This window comes from Sphingobacterium sp. NPDC055431 (assembly GCF_053644255.1).
This window is the reverse complement of record NZ_JBSHLH010000003.1, coordinates 104,569-126,876: the sequence shown is the minus strand read 5'-3', so window position 1 is coordinate 126,876 and position 22,308 is coordinate 104,569. Positions and strand designations below refer to the sequence as shown.

At 39.9% G+C, this 22,308-nt stretch carries 18 protein-coding genes, 1 other RNA gene and 1 riboswitch; of the genes, 11 read left to right on the top strand and 8 right to left on the bottom strand.

Annotated features, from left to right (window positions below; genetic code table 11):
- Positions 1-323: 323 nt before the first annotated feature.
- Positions 324-938: a sugar O-acetyltransferase gene (locus ACWIB3_RS05105; RefSeq protein WP_313258855.1), complete on the top strand. Its 615-nt coding sequence runs from the start codon at positions 324-326 to the stop codon at positions 936-938.
- A gap of 1,205 nt (positions 939-2,143) precedes the next feature.
- Here the strand turns inward: ACWIB3_RS05105 and ACWIB3_RS05100 are convergent.
- Entirely contained in the window at positions 2,144-2,794 is a 651-nt protein-coding gene (locus ACWIB3_RS05100) for a hypothetical protein (protein WP_185211474.1), read from the bottom strand.
- Positions 2,795-2,862: 68 nt separating this feature from the next.
- Positions 2,863-3,474 carry a WbqC family protein gene (locus tag ACWIB3_RS05095; protein ID WP_313258858.1) on the bottom strand — a complete coding sequence of 204 codons (612 nt, stop codon included), beginning with the start codon at positions 3,472-3,474 and terminating at the stop codon, positions 2,863-2,865.
- A gap of 75 nt (positions 3,475-3,549) precedes the next feature.
- On the opposite strand from ACWIB3_RS05095, the gene ACWIB3_RS05090 reads away from it, so the two are divergent.
- The 8 genes from ACWIB3_RS05090 to ACWIB3_RS05055 all read left to right on the top strand — a co-directional run bounded on the left by ACWIB3_RS05090 (position 3,550) and on the right by ACWIB3_RS05055 (position 13,192).
- Complete coding sequence (locus ACWIB3_RS05090; RefSeq protein WP_313258861.1) at positions 3,550-4,416, top strand: lysophospholipid acyltransferase family protein; 867 nt, start codon at positions 3,550-3,552, stop codon at positions 4,414-4,416.
- Positions 4,417-5,448 carry a glycosyltransferase family 2 protein gene (locus tag ACWIB3_RS05085; RefSeq protein ID WP_185211471.1) on the top strand — a complete coding sequence of 344 codons (1,032 nt, stop codon included), beginning with the start codon at positions 4,417-4,419 and terminating at the stop codon, positions 5,446-5,448. It begins immediately after the preceding gene.
- Between the two features lie 122 nt (positions 5,449-5,570).
- On the top strand, positions 5,571-7,589 hold the full coding sequence (gene ligA, locus ACWIB3_RS05080) for an NAD-dependent DNA ligase LigA (RefSeq protein ID WP_185217224.1): 2,019 nt from the start codon (positions 5,571-5,573) through the stop codon (positions 7,587-7,589).
- A 28-nt stretch (positions 7,590-7,617) separates the two neighbouring features.
- Complete coding sequence (gene dapA / locus ACWIB3_RS05075; protein WP_313258864.1) at positions 7,618-8,496, top strand: 4-hydroxy-tetrahydrodipicolinate synthase; 879 nt, start codon at positions 7,618-7,620, stop codon at positions 8,494-8,496.
- Between the two features lie 90 nt (positions 8,497-8,586).
- Positions 8,587-9,018, top strand: coding sequence for a hypothetical protein (locus ACWIB3_RS05070; RefSeq protein ID WP_185211468.1), 432 nt, complete (start codon positions 8,587-8,589; stop codon positions 9,016-9,018).
- Positions 9,019-9,241: 223 nt separating this feature from the next.
- A riboswitch (SAM riboswitch) is annotated at positions 9,242-9,355 on the top strand.
- Between the two features lie 242 nt (positions 9,356-9,597).
- A complete protein-coding gene (locus ACWIB3_RS05065; protein WP_185211467.1) occupies positions 9,598-10,905 on the top strand; it encodes an O-acetylhomoserine aminocarboxypropyltransferase/cysteine synthase family protein in 1,308 nt (435 codons plus the stop codon).
- A 44-nt stretch (positions 10,906-10,949) separates the two neighbouring features.
- Positions 10,950-12,011, top strand: coding sequence for a homoserine O-acetyltransferase family protein (locus ACWIB3_RS05060; RefSeq protein ID WP_185211466.1), 1,062 nt, complete (start codon positions 10,950-10,952; stop codon positions 12,009-12,011).
- Positions 12,011-13,192, top strand: coding sequence for a homoserine dehydrogenase (locus tag ACWIB3_RS05055; protein ID WP_185211465.1), 1,182 nt, complete (start codon positions 12,011-12,013; stop codon positions 13,190-13,192). Before ACWIB3_RS05060 ends, ACWIB3_RS05055 begins: the two co-directional genes overlap by 1 nt.
- A gap of 595 nt (positions 13,193-13,787) precedes the next feature.
- Here ACWIB3_RS05055 and ACWIB3_RS05050 read toward each other — a convergent pair.
- Both ACWIB3_RS05050 and rnpB read right to left on the bottom strand, forming a co-directional pair.
- Complete coding sequence (locus ACWIB3_RS05050; RefSeq protein ID WP_185213641.1) at positions 13,788-15,167, bottom strand: sigma-54-dependent transcriptional regulator; 1,380 nt, start codon at positions 15,165-15,167, stop codon at positions 13,788-13,790.
- A gap of 50 nt (positions 15,168-15,217) precedes the next feature.
- An RNA gene (gene rnpB / locus ACWIB3_RS05045) (RNase P RNA component class A) lies at positions 15,218-15,585 on the bottom strand.
- 199 nt (positions 15,586-15,784) lie between these two features.
- On the opposite strand from rnpB, the gene ACWIB3_RS05040 reads away from it, so the two are divergent.
- Complete coding sequence (locus ACWIB3_RS05040) at positions 15,785-16,204, top strand: hypothetical protein (protein WP_185217227.1); 420 nt, start codon at positions 15,785-15,787, stop codon at positions 16,202-16,204.
- 96 nt (positions 16,205-16,300) lie between these two features.
- Here ACWIB3_RS05040 and ACWIB3_RS05035 read toward each other — a convergent pair whose 3' ends face one another.
- From ACWIB3_RS05035 to argS, 3 genes are read right to left on the bottom strand one after another with little or no spacing between them, the layout of a single operon-like run.
- Positions 16,301-17,497, bottom strand: a complete 1,197-nt coding sequence (locus tag ACWIB3_RS05035) for a BaiN/RdsA family NAD(P)/FAD-dependent oxidoreductase (RefSeq protein ID WP_185213651.1) — start codon at positions 17,495-17,497, stop codon at positions 16,301-16,303.
- Positions 17,497-18,570 (bottom strand): Gfo/Idh/MocA family oxidoreductase, encoded by a 1,074-nt coding sequence (locus ACWIB3_RS05030; RefSeq protein ID WP_454291060.1) that lies wholly within the window; start codon positions 18,568-18,570, stop codon positions 17,497-17,499. The genes ACWIB3_RS05035 and ACWIB3_RS05030 overlap by 1 nt, the downstream gene beginning before the upstream one ends.
- Positions 18,571-18,572: 2 nt before the next feature.
- A complete protein-coding gene (argS, locus tag ACWIB3_RS05025; protein ID WP_185213638.1) occupies positions 18,573-20,354 on the bottom strand; it encodes an arginine--tRNA ligase in 1,782 nt (593 codons plus the stop codon).
- 109 nt (positions 20,355-20,463) lie between these two features.
- Here argS and ACWIB3_RS05020 point away from each other — a divergent pair, with 109 nt between their 5' ends.
- On the top strand, positions 20,464-21,855 hold the full coding sequence (locus tag ACWIB3_RS05020) for an arginine decarboxylase (RefSeq protein WP_185213637.1): 1,392 nt from the start codon (positions 20,464-20,466) through the stop codon (positions 21,853-21,855).
- A gap of 81 nt (positions 21,856-21,936) precedes the next feature.
- Here ACWIB3_RS05020 and ACWIB3_RS05015 read toward each other — a convergent pair whose 3' ends face one another.
- The gene (locus ACWIB3_RS05015; RefSeq protein ID WP_185213636.1) at positions 21,937-22,182 is read right to left on the bottom strand and encodes a hypothetical protein; all 246 of its coding nucleotides are present in this window, start codon (positions 22,180-22,182) and stop codon (positions 21,937-21,939) included.
- Between the last annotated feature and the right edge of the window lie 126 nt (positions 22,183-22,308).

Sequence of the window (22,308 nt, the reverse complement as noted above, 5' to 3'; positions counted from 1 at the left end):
GCCTTGATAGATTCGTGGCCTCTTTTGCATACCTTTATTCCGAACTCGATCAGACGACCGAAAAGGCCTCCAATTTTTAAGGTCAAAGCCAAGGCTTCAGAAGAAAGTTTTTTAGCCAATTTACCCATTCAAACTTTACCCTTATTCGAGACATATTTCGAATTTTCCGAATATGGCTCGAATAAGGGTAAAGCTTCTCCCGAAGCTTATTCTTAGCCAAAATCTTATCCACAACAAAGAAAATGCGACAAGTTATGCCGCTAATTTTGCCTCGAACCAGCCATTTTTTGTATATTAAATCAGTAATCAACAATACATAACAGATGAATAAAAGCTCAAAAGAAAAGATGATCGCTGGCGAACCCTATATCGCTTCGGGAGATGAACTATTTAAGGAAAGGCAACATGCCAAAGTGGAATTACAGAAGTTCAATCTAATGGACCCTACAAAGATCAAGGCGAGAAACCAGATCATCAAACAATTGTTTGGGAAGACCACAAGCCGATTCTTTATTGAGCCACCATTCTATTGTGATTATGGATACAATATTGAAATCGGTGATAATTTCTATTCCAACTATAACCTGACCATTTTGGACTGTGCCAAGGTAAAGATCGGGGATAATGTGATGATCGCTCCAAATGTAAGCCTGTTCACCGCTGGACATCCCGTTGATCCTGTATTGCGGGTTGAAGGTTGGGAATATGCCCTACCCATTGAAATTGGTGACAATGTCTGGATCGGAGGCAATACGGTGATCAACCCTGGTGTGAAAATCGGCAGCAATACAGTGATTGGCTCTGGTTCTGTCGTAACCAAGGACATTCCCGAAAATGTAGTTGCGGCAGGAAATCCTTGTCGGGTATTGCGGGAGATCAATATCAGGGATAAGGTATATTACTTTAGGGACTTGAAATATAATTTTGAGGAAGAGTAATTTGGGGCATAGACCCCAAGCGGCAATGTCGTTAAATTTAGGTTTTTTTGTGTCATGCTGAGGAACGAAGCTTCTCGGAGAAATGCGAACCTTCAAAAAGAAATACATTCATTGCTGTATTGGCGAACAGGTCCTTTACCTTCGGTAAAGGATGACAAGCATATTTTTATAAGAACCGTACAGATTCTTCACTGATCGTTCAGAATCGGAGGAGTGCTAAAGAGAGATTCAGAGTGAAACGAAGAATCTATTTTGATTTTTTTTAAGGATCGGTGCATTTCCGAAATCGTAAGTTGAGGAAACTATTTCAAGTAAAGATTTGATAGTTCCGAGACCCTTCGGGCGCACCCTCAGGGTGACACAAAAAAGTATAGAAAAATTTTTCACCCCCTCTGGGGCTTGGCTCTTATTACCCGTCATCCATTATAAAGATTCCACCCCTCTAGGGGTTTCTCCAAACAAACATTTCACCTTCCGAAGGAAGTCCTTTAGCCCTCCGGCTCATTTCCAATGGCGGAAAAATGGAAAGAATGCCGTTGTCCTGAGCGATGGGATTGGCCTTGGAATGCTTTCAAAAGGTCATCCCATCAAAAGGGGTGATCTTTTGAAAGATATTCCCGACATCAAGGCATTCTTTTCATGTGTAATGGCTGGTGCGAAAAGCCATCTTAAATGGGCCGAAGCGTTACGGATTCGAGTTGTTTTTTGGTATCCGTGAGCTCCTTCGTCGGTTTTGGTTACTTTTGGGCTCCAAAAGTAACGAAGAAAAACTATTTCAAATGAAGATTGGATAGTTCCGAGACCCTTCGTTTCACCCCCAGGTGTCACTATAAGTTAAAAACTTGTCATCACAGGAATCCAAAAAATAAAAATACCTGAGATTGGGGATCTCAGGTATTTTTCCAAACCAATTATTAACCTAAATTATGAAATTATGAATTTACTATCTAAACGGTAACTAAATCGCTTTATTATAAGCGATTGAATATTTTTTTATTTTTCCTGGAAGGTCTAAAAACAAAAATACCCGGAGCGGAGAACTCCAGGTATTTTACCAAACCAATTATTAACCTAAATATTTTCTATTTATCTAGATAGTGTATTAACGACATATACCTTGCCATATTGTGCGAAATCATAAAAAAAAGACCGCTTTTTTTGAAGAATATACATATCACATTGATTATCAGTAAAATAGTTTTATATTATTTTGAAATAACTTCTACAACTTTATCACTTAATTTAGTAATATCGGACTTCAGACCGACCATTATTGAAAGCACATTAACCGGATTTCCCTGCATTTTCCTAAAATTGTGCAGGTAACCTACTTCCATGCCCAAGAAGAATCCCTTGAACTTATAGTCCGACCCTACCCCCATTTTTATGGCCGGGGATATACTGTACTCATAATTAAGTTCTACAGTACCGTCCCCTTTATCTTCAGAACGCGGTTCCATATTAAGCGCTCCGGAAGGACCTAAATAAGCATAGGTATTCAAGCGTTCCCATTGCTTACGCATCCCTCCTGCCAAACTCAATACATACATCGTAGACCTTGCATTCTTTAAGACCCGGTTGTATTCTGAATCATCCAATAGTTGATCGTAGCCGAAACTCAACATGTAGAGGGTGGGTTGCAGGTAATATTTTGGATTTTTCAAGGAGATATCCAGACCCATACTTCCCGTAAATAGCTTTGTGGTGAGGACGTTCTTGGTTTTCCCCAAAGGAAATGAAAGGCCCGTTCCTCCAAAATAGTACACTTTACGGTAATGTAGGGTATCAGCACCTGTTTGTGCAAATGCTGAAATCGCCATAAAAAAGCAAAAGCAGATCAATACAATTTTCTTCATGAAATAGACGGTTTAAAAACAGAACGCTAAACATAAAGAAATTGTTTCAAGAAGAAAATAAAAACTGATTAGAAATAGTTTTTCGACTGGGGTCCTTGACTGAACAAAAGGTCTATGCTACTCAAATTAGGGAGAAACCCATTCTTATCTTCAAACAACTGATAATATGGCTTTTGTTGCTGTATTAGGGAAGGCAATTTAGGATGGATTGCTTTCCGAAAATCTATTTCGTTAGGCGATTCTGCCTCATATTTTTCACTGAGCACAATTTCACGGTTGATCTTTAGCAATTTAAGGATCAGCTTCAATTGGTCCACATTAAACTCCAGGAGATGGCTATATTCCTTTTCGTAAAATTCACGGAAATCGTCCTCATAGTATTCAAAATAGGCCGAGCTACGGTAAGCTGTCTGAATACTTAACCAATGCAGCCTTTGCCAAGGATGGTCGTAATTGATCAAAACATCCTTCATGACCTGTCTCTGTTTTTTACCGTGCTGTATAGGCACTAACAAATCCAACACCCCATTTGCTGTAGCAATTTGGGTTCGGGTACGGAAGGTCTGTTTGGGAAAGTTTTCAAACTGTTCCACGATAATGGGACCATCGTTATTTTTTATGGTTTGTAAAGAACTGATATTAGGCAGGTAGAGTGCCGGTAAAAGAATTCCTGTTGACATAAACGAATATTCACTTCAATTTGTCCGCAAAAATAACTTTATTTGGGGATATTTGTAAAGTACTTTAAAATTGGCATGAAGGAAAAACTGATTTACGGGACATTGTATTTGCTATCACTTCTGCCCTTTTGGTGCCTTTACCTGATCTCCGACTTCCTTTTCGTCCTGATTTACTATGTATTTGGCTATCGTAAGAAAGTGGTCTTTGAGAACCTGAGGAATGCATTTCCAGAGAAACCCGAGGAAGAGATCAAACAAATAGCCTATAAATTTTACCGTTATTTTCCCGATCTATTGGTGGAATCGGTAAAAATGGCGACCATCAGGCCCAAAGAAGTCATCAAGCGCATCGAATTATTGAATCCTGAGGAGGTGTATCAATATACGGACCAAGGGAAAGGGGTGATTGGGGTGACCTCACATTATGGGAACTGGGAGTTATCGATCCACCGTTTGTCGTTGATGATGGATGTACCCGAGCTGATTGTCTACAAACCTTTAAACAATAAAGTCTTCAATAAGATTCATAATCAGATCCGTTCACGGTTTGGAGCAGAAATGGTTCCCATGAAACAGATCTTAAGACATATTATAAAGTTGAAAAATGTTCCGCATATTAGTATGTTTGTAGCGGACCAGACACCTACCTATCAGGATTCTGATTATTTCATGGAATTTTTGAACCAAGACACCTTGGTTTATACAGGTGCCGAGCGTATTTCACGATTGACGAAGTTTCCGGTGGTTTTCTGTGAGGTCAGGAGAAAGAAGAAAAGAGGATATTACAGCTGTAAGTTTACCACCTTGGTGGAAAATCCAGATGCCTATCCAGAACATGAGATTACCCATATCCATAATAGGTTTACGGAAGAAATCATCCGTTCCGAACCTGCCTATTGGTTATGGTCCCATCGTAGATGGAAGCGTAAAAGAAGAAATTAAATGTCAAATTACCCGAAAGTTGCCGTTGTCATATTAAATTGGAACGGGAAGTATTTCTTGGAGAAATTCCTTCCTTCGGTATTTAATAGTACATACCCAAATATAGAGTTTATTATCGGCGACAATGGATCGACCGATGATTCCATTAGTTATGTGGAGGAGAACTTCCCCATGTTCAAGATCATTCGCAACAGCGAGAACTTAGGTTTTGCTGGCGGATACAATGAAATCTTGAAGCAAGTGGAAGCGGATTATTACATCCTATTGAATTCAGATGTAGAGGTTTCAGAGAACTGGGTTGAACCAGTCATCGCATATATGGAGCAAGACCCATTATTGGTAGCCTGTCAACCTAAGATTCAGGCATATCATAGCAAGGGGGAATTTGAGCATGCAGGCGCTGCCGGAGGCTATATTGATTATTTTGGATTTCCATTCTGTCGAGGGCGGATCTTGGATAAAGTTGAAAAAGACCAAGGCCAATATAATGATGCCCAAGAGGTGTTCTGGGCGACAGGTGCCGCACTGTTCATTAAATCCAAGGCTTGGAAAGAAGCAGAAGGATTTGATGCTGATTTCTTTGCACATTTTGAAGAAATCGATCTTTGCTGGAGATTAAAGCGAATGGGCTACAAGGTGGGCTATTGTCCAGATTCCATTGTCTACCATGTGGGCGGAGGAACCTTAAAAACCAGCAATCCGCAGAAGACCTATCTCAACTTCCGGAACAATTTGGTCATGATGCAAAAGAACCTATCGGTTGCTGCTGGGATTTGGAAAATATCCTTACGATTATGGTGGGATCTTTTTGCTTTAATCAAGTTTCTTTTTGATGGAAAAACGGCGGATGCTTGGGCTGTCAGCCGTGGTCATCAGTATTTTTTCAAGAATTTCTTCAAAACAGCAAAGAAAAGAAAGAAATATGCACAAAAAGAGAACAAAAAAGGACAATATAAGAACTCCATTATTTGGGATTATTACATGAATAAAATCCATAAATACAGCGACCTTCATGAAAATAATTTCCATTAATCGCGAAAGTCCTGAATTATCTTTTCCCATATAATTTTCATTGTTTAGCAACACATTACGGGAGTAGCCAAATTTTGTTTTAAATTATTTTACCCTTAATATATTTTGTATTTTCGTGGTCTATGTCAATTGATATTCAAGCGAAGATAACAGAACTTACACGTGAGCTGAACGAATATAATTATCAATATTATGTTTTAGCGCAACCCTCCATTTCCGATTACGATTTTGACCATAAATTAAAGGAACTGGAAGCGTTGGAACTCCAATATCCTGAATTCAGAGATCCGAACTCCCCTACCCTAAAAGTTGGCGGAGATATCACACAAAGATTCCAAACGGTTCGTCATAAATGGCCAATGATGTCATTGGGCAATACCTATAACGAACAGGAGTTAAAAGACTTTGACAACAGGGTCAGGAAGGTAGTTGGTGATCAGGTTCAATACGTTGCTGAATTGAAATTTGATGGTCTTTCCATTTCTATTTCATATGAAAATGGAAAATTGGTCCAGGCTGTCACCCGCGGGGATGGAACCCAAGGTGATGATGTGACCAACAATGTGAAGACCATCCGCAGCATACCGCATCAACTGAGGAAAGGCGACTATCCTGAAAGCTTCGATATCCGTGGGGAGATCTTTATGCATAAATCGGCCTTTTTGAGGTTGAACAAAGAAAGGGAAGAAAATGGAGAGCAGACCTATGCCAATCCAAGGAACTTTGCTTCTGGAACCATCAAGTTACAGGACTCCTCGGAGGTTGCAAAAAGACCATTGGACTGTTTCCTTTATTTTCTGTACTGTGATAACAGAAACAAATTATTCCACGACCACTGGCATAGCATTGAGGAAGTGAAATCATGGGGATTTCCAGTTTGCGAACATAGTAGACTGTGCAATTCCATCGAGGAAGTACTGGAATTTATCCATCATTGGGATGAGGCCAGACACCAACTTTCCTATGAGATCGACGGAATCGTGATCAAAGTAAATGACTTTGCACAACAGGAAGAATTGGGCTTTACGGCAAAATCTCCGCGTTGGGCAATTTCCTATAAATTTAAAGCGGAGCGGGTTGAAACGATCTTGAACAGCATCAGCTATCAAGTTGGGCGAACAGGGGCGGTGACTCCCGTAGCGAACCTGAAACCAGTCCTGTTGGCTGGAACAACAGTAAAGCGGGCTTCACTGCACAATGCCAATGAAATCGAGCGACTGGGCTTGCACGAGCATGATACGGTCTTTGTAGAAAAGGGCGGCGAGATCATTCCAAAGATTATTTCAGCAAACGTTGAAAAGCGTCACGACGGAGCTAAACCATTTGAATACCCTACTCAATGTCCAGAATGTGGCACAACCTTGATCAGGGAAGAAGGCGAAGCAGTTCATTATTGCCCGAATGAGGATGGCTGTAAACCGCAGATCGTAGGAAAGCTGCAACATTTCATCGGCAGAAAGATGATGGATATACAAGGCTTAGGCGATGAAACCATCGAAACGTTCTTCAAGCTAGGATTGATCCGAAAAATTTCGGACATCTATACCCTAAAAGATAGGGAGCCTGAACTGGTCGGCATAGAAAGATTCGGGCAAAAGTCCATAGACAATATGCTGAAAGGTATCGAGCAATCGAAGAATAAGCCCTTTGAGAAAGTATTATTTGGTTTGGGCATCCGACATATCGGTGAGACCGTAGCCAAGAAATTGGCGCAGCATTTCAAAAACATCGATGCGATCCGTGCTGCTACCGTAGATGAAATTCTTTCTGTTCAGGATATAGGCTTGCGCATAGCCGAAAGCATCAATGCCTATCTGGTTAATCCAGAGCATTGGGAAGAGATCGAAAAACTAAAGGCCATGGGTTTACAGTTTGAGATTGAAGAAAAGGAAGTGTTATTAGCTAGCGATAGTCTCTTGGGCAAAACCTTTTTGATATCGGGCGTATTTGCGGACCATTCGCGGGAAGAATTGACAGAACTGATTGAGTCGCATGGCGGAAAGATGTTGAGCAGTATTTCTTCAAAACTGAACTATCTGGTGGCAGGAGACAAAATGGGACCATCGAAATTAGCGAAGGCAGAAAAACTTCAGGTTCCGATGATCTCGGATGTTCAGCTGCTGGCGATGATCAATAAATAAGAATAAAATAAATAAATATACATAAACGATGAACGAGCTTCAAGGTGCGGGAGTGGCATTAGTCACTCCATTTCACGCAGACGGCACAGTAGATTACGAAAGCCTCGGCAATCTGATAGATTTTCAGATTGAAGGTGGCATTGATTATTTGGTTTCATTGGGTACCACTGGAGAAACAGCTACCCTAACCCAAGATGAACGAAAGAAGCTGTGGCAATTTACTTCGAAGCACGTTAATAAGCGTATTCCATTGGTAGCTGGAATTGGTGGAAACAACAGCTATGAAATCGTGGAACAGATCAAGAACTTTGAGATCCTTGACTATGCTGCGATCCTTTCGGTTTCTCCATACTATAACAAACCAACACAAGAAGGCATCTATCAGCATTACAAAGCAATCGCGGAGGCATCTAAACTTCCTATTATCCTTTATAATGTACCAGGAAGGACGGGCAGCAATATAAGTCCAGCGACTACCGTTCGTTTGGCCAAGGGTTTTAAAAATATTGTAGCGACCAAGGAAGCATCGGGGAATTTTGCACAGTTCAGTGAGATCCTTCGAGATAAACCAAAGGACTTTCTCCTGATTTCTGGGGATGACCCCGTTACATTGCCTATGATGGCGATGGGTGCGGCCGGAATCATTTCGGTTGTCGGCAATGCCTACCCTACCAAAGTTTCAGCCTTGGCACATCTATGTCGCGAAGGAAACTATGTGGAAGCAAGGGCCATTCACTTGGAATTATTGAAGATCATTGACCTTTGTTTTATTGAGGGAAATCCTGCTGGTGTCAAATATATCCTAGAAAAGAAAGGGATTGGCAAAGACCATGTTAGGCTTCCATTGGTTCCGGTAAGTGACAAGACCAAGGAAGCAATCGATGCAGAGATGCAGCTACTAGGTTAAAAAAAATATAAGGTTGGCAATGGAAATTCGCCAACCTTTTTTATTTTTAGGTATTCTTTTTGTTACCAAATAGAAACTGAATCAAAAAAAATGGAAACAACTAACCCACAACCTAGCACTAAAGGTTCAAAGTTCAAGAAATTCATCAGCTGGTTTTTACTTATTCTATTTCTGGCTTTTGCTGGATTTGTTTATTTCAAATATTATTTTGTATTTGGAGAAGGCGTTAAATCTGGCGTTTTGAATTATGCGGTAAAAAAGGGAAATTTATTCAAGACCTACGAAGGAAAGCTGATCCAAGAGGGGATCCGTTCGCAAAAGACCGGGACCGGTCTTTCGAGCAATGAATTTGAATTCTCCATTGAAAACGACTCAGTTTTCCATATCTTGGAACTAAATAGCGGGAAAGCCTTTGACCTTCATTATAAGGAATATCATGGCGTATTACCATGGCGTGGGAATACACGCTACGTGGTAGACAAAATCATTCAAATGCGTGATGCGAAGACAACTACCTTTTAGTTGATCGGAAATATATATCAGAAAAATATTGGGGCTTCAACCGACGTTAGAGAAGGGACTAACAAAGGTTGAAGCCCTGGTCTTTATAGGGAAAAGTGGTAATGGGATCTGCCAAAGAATAAACTTTTCAGAAAAAGATTGCAAAATTAAATTTCGTGAACTATATTTGCGGAGTACTTCGATAGTGGTACGCTAATCATTACCTCTCTAAAAAGATGGTCTTGATTTATAAAGAAGTGGCGAGAGACTGGCTCAATGACCCACTGGCAACCTTCAATAAGGATTGAAAAGGTGCCAATTCCTGTCCGAGGCAATAAAGCCCAGGAGCATATAAATGAAATAGACTATGACTTCAAAATTTTCAAAATCGGAATTAGTGTATCTTGTTGGAAAACCAGCAACAGATCTCAACATTCAATTTATTTCCAGCTGTATTATTTGCATTACCCGAATGCGATAGTCGTCACTATGTTTGAGCACGAGGAAAAAGTGCAAAAATAATAGAGTACAGACGACCAATAGCACAGCAAGAAAGGAAATCATATATTCAATTTACTAACATCAATAATCAACATAAAAATGGCAGACAACAAAAATCTTAAATTTGAAACACTACAAGTGCACGCAGGTCAAGATGTAGACCCTACAACTGGATCCAGAGCATTACCTATATATCAGACTACCTCCTATGTTTTCGAAAATGCGGAACATGGCGCGAATTTATTTGCCCTTAAGCAATTTGGAAACATCTATACGCGGATCATGAATCCAACTACGGATGTTTTTGAAAAACGTATCGCGGCATTAGAAGGTGGTGTGGCAGCTGTAGCTGTGTCTTCTGGTCAGGCAGCACAATTCTTGGCCTTGACCAATATCCTCGAGGCAGGTGAAAACTTTGTTTCAGGATCAAATCTTTACGGAGGTACCTATAACCAGTTCAAGGTTTCTTTTAAGAGATTAGGCATTGAGGCAAGATTTGCTGAAGATTCGGATGCAGATAAAATTGAAGCCTTGATCGACGATAAAACTAAAGCGATCTATGTAGAAACGATTGGGAATCCGAGTTACAATATTCCTGATTTCGAGCGTATCGCATCGGTTGCCAAGAAACATGACCTACCATTGATCGTGGACAACACTTTTGGTGCTGGCGGTTATCTGTTCAAACCATTGGAGCATGGCGCCAATGTGGTTGTAGAATCGGCAACAAAATGGATCGGTGGTCACGGAACGAGTATTGGTGGTGTGATTATCGATGGCGGTAACTACAACTGGGGAAATGGTAAATTCAAACAATTCTCAGAGCCTTCTGAAGGTTACCATGGTTTAGTATTCTCGGATGTATTCGGTGAAGGCGGACCGTTTGGGAACATTCAATTTGCTATCCGCGCTCGCGTTGAAGGATTAAGAGATTTCGGCCCTGCCCTATCTCCATTCAATTCATGGCTTTTGGTACAAGGTCTGGAGACCTTGTCTCTTCGTGTTCAACGCCATGTTGACAATACCTTGGAAATCGCACAATGGTTGGAAGCACATCCACAAGTAGAGCAAGTAAGCTACCCAGGATTGAAAAACCACCCATACCATCAGAATGCACAAAAATATCTGAAAAACGGATATGGTGCGGTATTATCCTTTACCATCAAAGGTGGAGTTGATAAGGCGAATGAGTTCATTGACTCTTTGGAATTGATCAGCCATTTGGCGAACGTAGGAGATGCGAAATCCCTGATTATCCATCCTGCGGCAACGACACACCAACAATTGAGTGCAGAGGCGCAGAAAGCAGCTGGAGTTGCTCCAGGTCAATTGAGACTTTCGGTGGGTATCGAGCACATCGACGATATTAAAGCAGACTTAACACAAGCATTTGACAAAATCAAGTAAGTGGGGGCTTAACTGATTTTTTAGGAGGAAGATAATTAAAGAGAATGAGTGTAAAGACTTTCGGATATAGCCAAGACTTCGAATTAGAGAGTGGTAAAAAACTGGCAAACCTACAGATAGCCTACCATAGCTATGGAAAGCTAAATGAGGATAAATCCAATGTAATTTGGGTATGTCATGCATTGACTGCAAATTCAGATGTTTTTGACTGGTGGCCAGGATTATTTGGCGAAAATGAGTTATTCAACGATAAGGATTATTTCATTATCTGTGCCAATGTACTGGGCTCACATTATGGGACGACGAATCCCCTATCCATTGACCCTGATACCAACCTACCCTATTATTCGGACTTTCCTCAGTTCACGATCAGAGATATTGTTAAAGCACATGGACTATTAGCTGATCATCTAGGGATCCAAGAAATCAACACCTTGATTGGAGGATCTCTAGGCGGTCAACAAGCTTTGGAATGGACGGTATCCAAAACCATAAAGATCCATAATCTGATTGCTATCGGAACAAATGCGTTTTTCTCACCGTGGGGTATCGCATTCAATGAAAGCCAAAGGCTTGCGATCGAAGCAGATTCCAGCTTTAAAGAGCAAAGGGATGATGCTGGATTGAACGGATTAAAGGCGGCCCGCAGCATGGCACTATTGTCGTATAGGACATACAATGCCTATGGAACGACCCAAGTGGAATCGGACCATGACAAAACAGACGCTTACAAAGCATCCTCCTACCAAGCCTATCAAGGGGATAAATTAGTCAAGAGATTCAATGCATTTTCCTATTGGTATTTGACCAAAGCCATGGATAGCCATCATCTAGGCAGAGGACGTGGACAGGTGGAGCAAGTATTAAGCTCAATTGAGGGCGTCAATGCCCTGATCATAGGTATTCCTTCGGATGTGCTATTCCCTCCACAAGAACAGGAATTCATCGCGAAACATATTCCAAATGCAGAATACTATGAGCTGCATTCCTTTTTTGGACATGATGGCTTCTTGATTGAAACAAAAACCCTGACTCAAGTCATAGGCAACTTTCTTGAGAAACATAATACAAAAGCAGAAAATCACTTAAATTTAATTAAAGAATAATGAGTAAGAAACTTACCATCGGGATGTTTGGATTTGGTGTGGTGGGACAAGGTTTATACGATATCATAAAAACAAAGAACCTAAACTTAGAGATCAAGAAATTTGTTATCAAGAACGCGGATAAAAAAAGGACCTTGCCTGCGGAATTGTTTACCACAGATGCCAATGCTATTCTGGAAGACCCAGAGATCAATACCGTTGTTGAATTGATCGATGATGCCGAAGCTGCTTTTGAGATTACAAAAAGAGCATTGACAACTGGAAAGAATGTTGTTTCTGCCAATAAAAAAATGATCGCTACCCATCTAGAGGAATTGACCGAGATCCAAAATCAACATGGTACTTCCCTATTATATGAAGGAGCAGTCTGCGGTAGTATCCCTATCATCAGAAACCTAGAAGAATACTATGACAACGAGCTTTTACACTCTGTAAGCGGTATCTTCAATGGTTCTTCCAACTACATCCTTTCCAAGATCTTCAATGAAAACCAAAGCTATGATGAGGCATTGAAAAGAGCCCAGGAATTAGGATTTGCAGAAACTGATCCGACATTGGATGTTGGTGGATATGATCCCAAATACAAATTGGCCATTGTAGCATCTCATGCCTATGGCATCTACATCAACCCGGACGAAATCCTGAATTTAGGGATCGACACATTGGGCAATGCCGATATCAGATATGCCAGAGAGAAAAACTATAAAATTAAATTGATCCCTTTGGCCAAGGAGATAACAAATAACAAGGTCGTTCTTTATGTTCTCCCTAAATTTATCTCCAAAGGCAATATCTTGCAGAATGTAGAAAACGAATACAATGGGGTATTGGTTAAAGCTGCGTTTGCCGATGAGCAATTTTTCTATGGCAAAGGAGCCGGTGGCCACCCTACAGGTTCTGCAGTACTTTCAGATATTGCTGCATTAAGATATGATTACAAATACGAGTACAAAAAACATTTAGAGGCACAACAGGTGGAATATTCAACTGACTATGCTCTAAAAGTTTATTTCCGATATGAAGATGAGGATGTTTTGGAAAACATTGATTTTATCAGTATTTCTGAGCGGTTCTTTAGCGATGATCATAAATATGTGATTGGAACCATTAATCTTCAAGAAATTATCGCCAAGCGCGAAATTATCCATCAACAGGGTAATTTTTTAGCTGAAATCATTTAATTCCATTTTAAATTAAGATAGAAAGTGTTTTTCCTGAAAAGGATTAACACTTTTTTTGTATTAGAACGATTTCTATTTAGGCCATAAAGAGGTTGAAATACAATCAGATATCCTTCTATTTCATTTGAAAATTTTTGTTTTTTGAAATAAAAAAACAACTAAATGGATGACAATTACGTTTTCAGGGTAACATTATCATTACAATGGCGGATTTTGGCATTTAATAGGTTAAATAATTGTTAATACATTTGCTTTGTCATGGTTTTTGCGTTATATTATTCGTATATTATTATATAAACTTAAAAAACAAATTGATCATGAGAAAGTGGAATGTGTTAGTACTACTAAATGCAGTATCTATTGGTTTGTTTGCACAGGACAACACCAACGCTAGCACGAGTGAGGGATCTGCATTACCGTATTTAATAATCGGAATTATAGTTTTGACCGTTGCTATATATATGTTATATAGTCGACAAAAACGGAAATTCAACGATTAACAACGTATTAAAATATACGTATAATAAAAAAAGGCCTGATTAGATCAGGCCTTTTTCGTTGTATTGTGTTTGTATAATATTTCAAGATATTATGCTTAGTCTCTTTTCAGTCCGAATTTTTCGATCTTACTGTACAGGTGACTTCTTTGTATATCAAGGTCATCAGCTGTCTTGGAAACATTCCAATTGTTTCTTTCCAATTTGTATTTAATGAATTCGCATTCAGAGAAGTCTTTAAAGTCTTGGAAAGAGGTAAATTGCTCCATATCAAATCCATTGCTCGTATGGTTTCCGGCAAGGCTATTTGCAGTGATCGGACCGCCTGGGTTGGCAAATTTCAATACATCTTCTTCGGTGATTTTCTTATCACACAAGATGATCAAGCGTTCGATCATGTTCCTTAGCTCACGGATGTTACCGCTCCAAGGCAAAGATTGAAGGGCTTTCATGGCATCTGGTGTAAAAGCTTTGACAGGCATGCTATACTCTGCACACACTTCTTCGCAGAAGGCATTGGCTAAAGTTGGGATATCATCCTTACGTTCGGCCAAAGAAGGCACATGGATCAAGATAACACTAAGACGGTGGTACAAGTCCATACGGAAGTTGCCCTCTTCAATCTCTTTCAAAAGATCTTTGTTGGTTGCAGCAATCACACGCACGTTGACATCGATTTCTTTTTCGCCACCTACCCTAGTAATTTTATTTTCCTGTAATGCCCTCAATACCTTTGCTTGAGCAGAAAGGCTCATATCACCGATCTCATCCAAGAAAAGGGTACCATTGTTAGCTTGTTCGAATTTTCCGATTCGCTGTTTTACCGCTGAGGTAAAGGATCCTTTTTCATGGCCGAACAATTCAGATTCGATCAATTCAGAAGGGATTGCGGCACAGTTAACTTCGACCAAGGTTGAGCTAGAGCGAGAGGATTTCTCGTGCAGCCAACGCGCGACCAATTCTTTTCCGGCACCATTGGCCCCAGTGATCAATACGCGGGCTTCTGTTGGGGCAACTTTGTCAATGGTATCTTTGATCAAATTGATACCCGAGGAGTCACCAAGGATTTCTTTAGTTTTGGAGATTTTACGCTTAAGGACTTTTGTTTCCTTGACCAAGGAGCCTTTTTCCAGGGCATTCCTTACGGTTATCAATAACCTGTTGAGGTCAAGAGGTTTTTCCAGGAAGTCGAAAGCACCTTTACGAGCAGCTTCAACAGCTGTTTCGATGGTACCATGACCTGAGATCATGATGAACGGGATGTCGGAAAATTCTTTAGCAGCGGTCAGTACTTCCATACCGTCCATTTTGTTCATCTTGATATCACATAATACCAAGTCGATTTTTTCTTTCTGCAAGATCTTCAGACCGTCCTCACCGTTGTCGACATCGAGGACTTTGTAGTCTTCATATTCCAAGATGTCACGTAACGAGCTACGGATTGGGCGCTCATCATCTATAATTAAAATTGTTGTCATAACTTAACACACTTGTTTATAGGCAATAGAAAATGTACAATTATTAAAAAAAAGAAGCAAACCTTGTAAGCCGGGTTCTGTATTCTAAAATAAGAATTTCTATCATTTATCTAGGTCTGCATTCACACACAGACTCCATCAACCTACCCATTGCAAGTGCCCGAAGGCAGAAAACGAGCCGCTTCCTAATCTTGCAACCTATTTGGTCTTTCAACATACGAGGTTTACCGAGATGTATGTCGCCATACAAATCCGTGAGCTCTTACCTCACGTTTTCACCCTTACCCCGAGGGGCGGTATATTTTCTGTGGCACTTGCTGTCTGATAAAAAATCAGCCTTCCCGTTAGGAAGCGTATCGCCCTATGTTGCCCGGACTTTCCTCTCCATGTAACATGCAGCGATAGAACCAGTTTGCTTCAATGTGCAAAACTACGAAAAATTCAATGGAATAAGGCTAAACATACATTTTTGATAGAATTGAAAAATAATTAACAAGAAAAGTAAATATTTTTCACTTCGCCTGTAGCGAGCTAAATTTTATTGTCGTTATATGATAAAACATAAGTCGACAAGATGTTCTTTTTAATTATTTATTAAACATTATTTATAACTTAACATGAAAACTACTACATTTTTAAGGACATTATTAGCTGTTACAGCAATGGCAGGCGCATTGACAACTATTTCTTGCACGAAAAAGGAGGATCCAAAACCAACAAAGAAAAAGACCAAGATAGTAAATGTGGTCTACAGAATTAACTCTCAGGTAAAAGATTTGAAGTTAAAATCTTTAGTGGTAACTGGATACAAAGGTCAAGATTCAACTATCGCAGTTAAAGACACAGACAAACTTCCAAGAGAAATCAGATTGAGAAGACCGGCTCCAGCTAAGAACGCTGCATTGAAAATCAAAACTACAGTAGACAAACCAGGAAAAGTGAACCTAGAAATTTTGGTTGACAACAAATCAGTAAAAAAAATAGAGGCTAACATTACTGACATTAAAAAAGAAGGTCTTTTAGAGCACAAGTTTTAATCATATAAACCCAAGAACAAGAAACTACTTTTTCCAAAATAATTACCAAGGCTGTACCTAAAAGTTACAGCCTTTTTTATTGTCAGCAAGTTTCTCTTAAATATCTTGTGCGATAGCAAAGCCAGCCGCCCATGCCCATTGGAAATTGTAACCACCTAACCAACCGGTGACATCCACTGCTTCCCCTCCAAAATAAAGCCCTTCCTGCTTTTTACTTTCCAAGGTTCTTGGGCTCAATTCATCAGTGGCTATCCCTCCTCGCATAACCTCAGCCTTATCATAACCCTTATCTCCGGCAGGTTTAACTTTAAACTTATGGATGCTCTCTGATACCAATTTGGCATCAGCCTTACTCAGGGAGGCTATTTTTAGCTGAATAGGCAGGAACTCACCTAAGGCATCCACCATCTTTTTAGTAAAATGGTCGTTCAATAACTGCCCAATAGTCCTTTTTCCAGCATTGTTTCTTTCTTCCTTGATCAAGTTTTCCAAATTGAATTTCGGCAAGAGATCAATGGTAAACTGTTCTCCAGGTTTCCAATAGGAAGAAATCTGTAGGATTGCTGGACCACTTAGTCCCCAATGGGTAAAGAGTATATTTTCTTCAAAGGAGATTTTATCGTTATAGACTCTGGAGAACACGGAATTTCCCGCAAGCGAAGCATACCAATTTGCATCTTTACCAGTAATCGTCAAAGGGACCAAAGCAGGTGCAGTCTCTACTATCCTATGGTCAAACTTACGCGCCAGCTTGATGGCAAAATCGGATGCCCCTAATTTGGCAACAGGTAAACCTCCGGTAGTTAAAACGACTTTAGGTGCAGATATTTTAGCTTTTTTACCGTTTTTCTCATAGCTGATTTCGAATCCGGCATCTGTTTTCTGCACATCAGTCACTAAGGTATCTAACCAGATATCCTGCCCTGTATCATACATCAACTTGGTAAATACAGCGACAATATCCTTGGCTTTATTCGAGACTGGAAATAATTGACCTAAGGTCTTTTCATGGCCTTCAATATTCCCAAATTGTTCAAAGAAGGTAATGGTATCTTCCACCGTCCATTGGGAAAACACAGCATTAAGGAATTTCGGATTTTCTGAAACGAAATTATCTGTTGAGGTATATAGGTTTGTAAAGTTACATCGACCACCACCAGAGATCAGGATCTTGGCACCAGGTTTTTCATTGCGTTCAATCAACAAAGTCCTTTTTCCCAGCAATCCTGCCTGTACTGCGCACATCAGTCCGCAGGCACCAGCTCCAATGATTATCGCGTCATAATCTTTCATTAGGAAATCAGCTCTCCTTCCAAAGAAATGGTTCTTTGTTCTGCCCAAGATTTTTCTGCGAGCTCCAATATGCGAATGACATCGCGCGCTTGCTCAGGTTTGATAAACAAGCCTTCCTCACCTTTGATGGTAGCGACAATATTCTTATAGAAATCTTGTCCTGACCCATATTCGCTTTCAATTTTCTCTTCCACATCTTTTCCATTTTCCAGAATGGAAAGGGTACCCTGAAAAGCTGGATCTTCCATACCCCAGTCTTGGATTTTTGCGGGAACCGCTCCATCACGCAATAAAGCTTCCTGAGCATCTACGCCCCATTTCACAAAACAGCCGTTCATACCATAGACCGCATATCTGGCAGTAGAGATCTTAGCTAGCATCTGTCCTTTAAGGGACACCTTAATCCCTGGAAATGACAGGATAAATTCGAAATCATCAATAGCCTTGGCCCCATCGCGCTGAACACGGAGGTCAGCGAAAATGGATTCTGGTTTTCCAAAGACCTGCAATGCTTGATCGATCAAATGAGCACCTAGGTCATAGTGTATTCCTGACCCCGGAAGGTTCTCCTCACGCCAAGCTCCAGCTCTCAAGAAGTTCCTGAAACGGTCGTAACGCGCTTCATAATTCACCACCCGACCCAATCTTCCAGATTCAATTACTTTTTTAACGGTTTTGAAGTCTGAATGATAACGTGCATTGTGATGTACGGAAAGTAGAAGTCCCTTTTCTTTTGCCAATGCAATCAATTCATCAGCTTCAGAACTATAATTAGTAAATGGTTTTTCAACGATCACATGCTTACCTGCTTCAAGAGCAGCTTTCGCTAAACTGTAATGCACATCATTGGATGTAGCGATCGCAACGATATCCACTTCAGGATCATTGATGATATCATCTGCCGACAATACTCCGATAGCATTGGGATAGCGCTCGGCCAACATTTTCTGTTGTTCCGGTTTGCGTGCGGTGACTTTGTATAATTCTAGTCCAGGGTTGCCATCAATAAATGGGGCATGAAAAACATGCCCCCCTATTGAAAATCCGATTAATCCGACTTTAAGATTTTTCATAGTTACATTCTTTCCGGTACTTGGATCCCTAGCATGTTCATGCTTTCCGCAATAATCCTTGCTGCCGAAGCAGACATTTGCAGACGGAAACCTTTGACATTTTCGTCTTCAGCTTTAAGGATCGTTTCCTCGTGATAAAATTTATTATAAAGTTTTGCTAGATCATAAGCATAGTTAGCCAATTGCGCAGGACTGAATTCTTGCGCAGAAGCTTCGATGATAGCAGGATAATTTGCCAATGCCTGGATCAAGTCGCGCTCATAAGTTGAAATGGATGCAGGTGTTTTCACATCGGCACCAGTATATTCCGCTTTGCGAAGCACTGATTTAATCCTTGCATGGGTATATTGTACAAATGGGCCGGTATGACCTTGGAAATCCACGGATTCATTTGGATCAAAAAGCAAGCGTTTTTTAGGGTCTACCTTTAACAAGAAATATTTAAGGGCCCCCATACCGATGGTTTGGTAAAGCGAAGTTTTTTCTTCTTCATTAAAGCCTTCGGTCTTACCTAATTCCTCTGTTCTTTCCTTGGCCGTTTCTATCATTTCAGCCATTAGATCATCGGCATCTACGACTGTTCCTTCTCTGGATTTCATCTTGCCGGAAGGAAGGTCCACCATGCCATAGGATAAATGGTAAAGGCCATTTGCCCATTCCTTGCCTAGTTTTTTCAAGATGGCGAACAACACCTTGAAATGGTAATCTTGCTCATTCCCTACAACATAGATGGATTCATCCATGTTGAATTCATCATATTTCAATTGCGCAGTACCTAAGTCCTGAGTGATATATACCGAAGTACCATCACCTCTAAGCACCAGCTTTTGGTCAAGGCCTTCATCGGTTAGATCGATCCAAACAGAGTTGTCTTCTTTTTTGAAGAAAACACCTTTTTCAAGACCTTCTTGTATGATGTCTTTACCTAAAAGGTAAGTTTCAGATTCATAATAGAATTTATCGAAATCTACACCCAGCTGTTTGTAGGTTTTATCAAATCCAGCATATACCCAGCCATTCATGGTTTTCCAAAGGTTGATGACCTCTGCATCGTTTGCCTCCCATTTTTGGAGCATCACTTGTGCTTCTTTCATCAATGGAGCATTCTTTTTAGCTTCATCTTCGGTTTGGCCATCTTGTTTCAGCTGGTCAATTTCCTTTTTGTATTCTTTATCGAATACCACATAATATTTACCCACTAAATGGTCGCCCTTTAAACCAGCGGATTCAGGTGTTTCACCGTTACCGAACTTTTGCCAAGCAAGCATGGATTTACAGATATGTATCCCTCGGTCATTGACTAAGTTGGCTTTTATCACCTCATAACCATAAGCTTTAAGGATTTCAGCCACGGAATAGCCCAATAAGTTGTTACGAATGTGACCTAGGTGCAAAGGTTTGTTGGTATTTGGGGAAGAATATTCCACCATCAGTTTTTTACCGTTTTGAGGGTATTTTCCGAATGAATCAGGGAGGATGGTTTTGTTCAACAGTTCTATCCAGTATTCATCAGAGAAACTGAGGTTCAAGAAACCTTTGATCACATTGAAGTCGCTGATCTCTTGAATGTTTTCTTTTAGATAAGTACCTATTTCATTTCCAGTAACTTCCGGAGATTTTTTAGAAAATCGGGTAACCGGAAATACAACTAAAGTGATTTGACCTTCAAACTCTTTTCTAGTCTCTTGTAATGCGAGTTGAGAAGCAGGGATTTCCGCTCCATACAATGCATTTACCGCTTCAACTGTCTTCTCAATAAGCAGCTCTTGGATTGATTTTGCCATGTAAATATTTCGTAATATTCGTAACTTTCTGATAATGAATTTAAAAAATAACGCATTGATTATTTAGGTATTCATCGTGAAAGCATATCTTTGCCAAAAATAATAAAAAATGCAGAGCTATCAGGAATTTCTTGACTTAAGTGTTGGTTTTCCGCAAGACGGATTCGATATCATCGATGACGAATTGTACTTCCACGATTTGAATTTGATGGAAATGATAGAAACGTACGGTACTCCCCTACGTTTTACCTATTTACCCATTATCAGCAAAAAGATACAACAAGCGAAGATCTTATTTCAAACAGCCATGTTGAAATATAATTATCGCGGATCATATAAATACTGTTATTGTACTAAATCATCGCATTTCAAACACATCGTTGAAGAGGCATTGAAGAATGACATCCATTTGGAGACCTCTTCGGCTTTTGATATGCCAATGATTGATGCGCTGGAGAGACAAGGAAAAGTCACCAAGGACATTACAGTAATTTGTAATGGTTTTAAAACCTACCAGTACAAACAATATATCGTCGATATGTTGCATGATGGATACCACAATATCATTCCAGTTTTGGACAATAAAGAGGAATTCAACATGTATGATGATGAAGTTGAGCTTTCTGAACCTTGCAACTTAGGTATCCGTATTGCAGCGGAAGAACAGCCAGATTCACAATTCTATACTTCCAGATTAGGGATCCGTATGGAAGACGTTATCGACTTCTACAACAGCAAGATCGTAGATAACCCGCACTTTAAAGTGAAGTTATTACACTTCTTTATCAATTCGGGTATTTCTGACACACCATATTACTGGAATGAGTTGGAGAAATATGTGACCCTTTACTGTAAGTTCAAAAAGATCAATCCTGATCTGGATACCTTGGATATTGGTGGAGGTATGCCATTTAAAGACTCATTGGTTCATGATTTCGATTATGAATACATGGTCAATGAAATTGTAAACCGCATCAAGCAGATCTGTGCGCACCATGAGGTGGTAGAACCAGATATCATTACAGAATTTGGTAAATACACCGTTGCGGAGGCTTCAGGTATCCTTTATAAGGTATTGGGCAGAAAACAACAGAACGACCGTGAGAAATGGTTGATGTTGGATGGTTCGTTTATCACCAATCTTCCTGATGTTTGGGCTTTGAACCAGAAGTATATTTTGTTACCGATCAACAATTGGGATTCAGAATATGAGCGTGTTAACCTTGGTGGTATCACCTGTGATGGCCAAGATTACTATAACCAGGAAGCACATATGAACTCGGTATTTATGCCGAAAACAAGAAAAGTACAATACCTTGGATTCTTCCATACGGGAGCTTATCAAGAAGTATTGAGCGGTTACGGAGGTATCCACCACTGTTTACTGCCATCACCAAAGCATGTTTTAATCCGCAGAAATAGAGATGAGACATTTAACTATGAGGTGTTTGGCGAAGAGCAAAACTCAAAACAAGTCATGAAATTATTGGGTTACCAATAAGCAAGAAGACTTTGAAATAAAAAAAGCAAGTTAACATACATTAACTTGCTTTTTTGTTTTATCGCTAAAACATGCTCCCTTTCATCCATCCAGCAACATTAGCCCACTGATCTCTTTTCGTAACGGTCGAGGCAATTGCATAAATACCTCAGGTTTTAAATTTAGTTTTAGGTTTTTTGAGCCTGCAATTGGTAAGACCCAAAACAAATTTTGAAATCCCCCGCCTAACCACTTTCCATCATTAGCGAGGTACTCTTGATACTTCTTGTCCAAATCATTAATTGTTTTAAAAAACGACTGGATCGAAGAATCTTCAATTAAATACATGACTTACTGTTTATGTTAAAGAACTAATGTAAAAATATAAATGATATTTAACTATTCGTTAAATATTTTATTATTTATTGATTAACTTTTACATAATTATTGATATTAAGATTAGGATACTTTAAC

Excerpts from the sequence above, each read along its gene's own strand:
- ACWIB3_RS05105 (WP_313258855.1), top strand. The coding sequence starts at position 324 with ATGAATAAAAGCTCAAAAGAAAAGATGATCGCTGGCGAACCCTATATC.
- ACWIB3_RS05100 (WP_185211474.1), bottom strand. The coding sequence starts at position 2,794 with ATGAAGAAAATTGTATTGATCTGCTTTTGCTTTTTTATGGCGATTTCA.
- ACWIB3_RS05095 (WP_313258858.1), bottom strand. The coding sequence starts at position 3,474 with ATGTCAACAGGAATTCTTTTACCGGCACTCTACCTGCCTAATATCAGT.
- ACWIB3_RS05090 (WP_313258861.1), top strand. The coding sequence starts at position 3,550 with ATGAAGGAAAAACTGATTTACGGGACATTGTATTTGCTATCACTTCTG.
- ACWIB3_RS05085 (WP_185211471.1), top strand. The coding sequence starts at position 4,417 with ATGTCAAATTACCCGAAAGTTGCCGTTGTCATATTAAATTGGAACGGG.
- ligA (WP_185217224.1), top strand. The coding sequence starts at position 5,571 with ATGTCAATTGATATTCAAGCGAAGATAACAGAACTTACACGTGAGCTG.
- dapA (WP_313258864.1), top strand. The coding sequence starts at position 7,618 with ATGAACGAGCTTCAAGGTGCGGGAGTGGCATTAGTCACTCCATTTCAC.
- ACWIB3_RS05070 (WP_185211468.1), top strand. The coding sequence starts at position 8,587 with ATGGAAACAACTAACCCACAACCTAGCACTAAAGGTTCAAAGTTCAAG.
- ACWIB3_RS05065 (WP_185211467.1), top strand. The coding sequence starts at position 9,598 with ATGGCAGACAACAAAAATCTTAAATTTGAAACACTACAAGTGCACGCA.
- ACWIB3_RS05060 (WP_185211466.1), top strand. The coding sequence starts at position 10,950 with ATGAGTGTAAAGACTTTCGGATATAGCCAAGACTTCGAATTAGAGAGT.
- ACWIB3_RS05055 (WP_185211465.1), top strand. The coding sequence starts at position 12,011 with ATGAGTAAGAAACTTACCATCGGGATGTTTGGATTTGGTGTGGTGGGA.
- ACWIB3_RS05050 (WP_185213641.1), bottom strand. The coding sequence starts at position 15,167 with ATGACAACAATTTTAATTATAGATGATGAGCGCCCAATCCGTAGCTCG.
- ACWIB3_RS05040 (WP_185217227.1), top strand. The coding sequence starts at position 15,785 with ATGAAAACTACTACATTTTTAAGGACATTATTAGCTGTTACAGCAATG.
- ACWIB3_RS05035 (WP_185213651.1), bottom strand. The coding sequence starts at position 17,497 with ATGAAAGATTATGACGCGATAATCATTGGAGCTGGTGCCTGCGGACTG.
- ACWIB3_RS05030 (WP_454291060.1), bottom strand. The coding sequence starts at position 18,570 with ATGAAAAATCTTAAAGTCGGATTAATCGGATTTTCAATAGGGGGGCAT.
- argS (WP_185213638.1), bottom strand. The coding sequence starts at position 20,354 with ATGGCAAAATCAATCCAAGAGCTGCTTATTGAGAAGACAGTTGAAGCG.
- ACWIB3_RS05020 (WP_185213637.1), top strand. The coding sequence starts at position 20,464 with ATGCAGAGCTATCAGGAATTTCTTGACTTAAGTGTTGGTTTTCCGCAA.
- ACWIB3_RS05015 (WP_185213636.1), bottom strand. The coding sequence starts at position 22,182 with ATGTATTTAATTGAAGATTCTTCGATCCAGTCGTTTTTTAAAACAATT.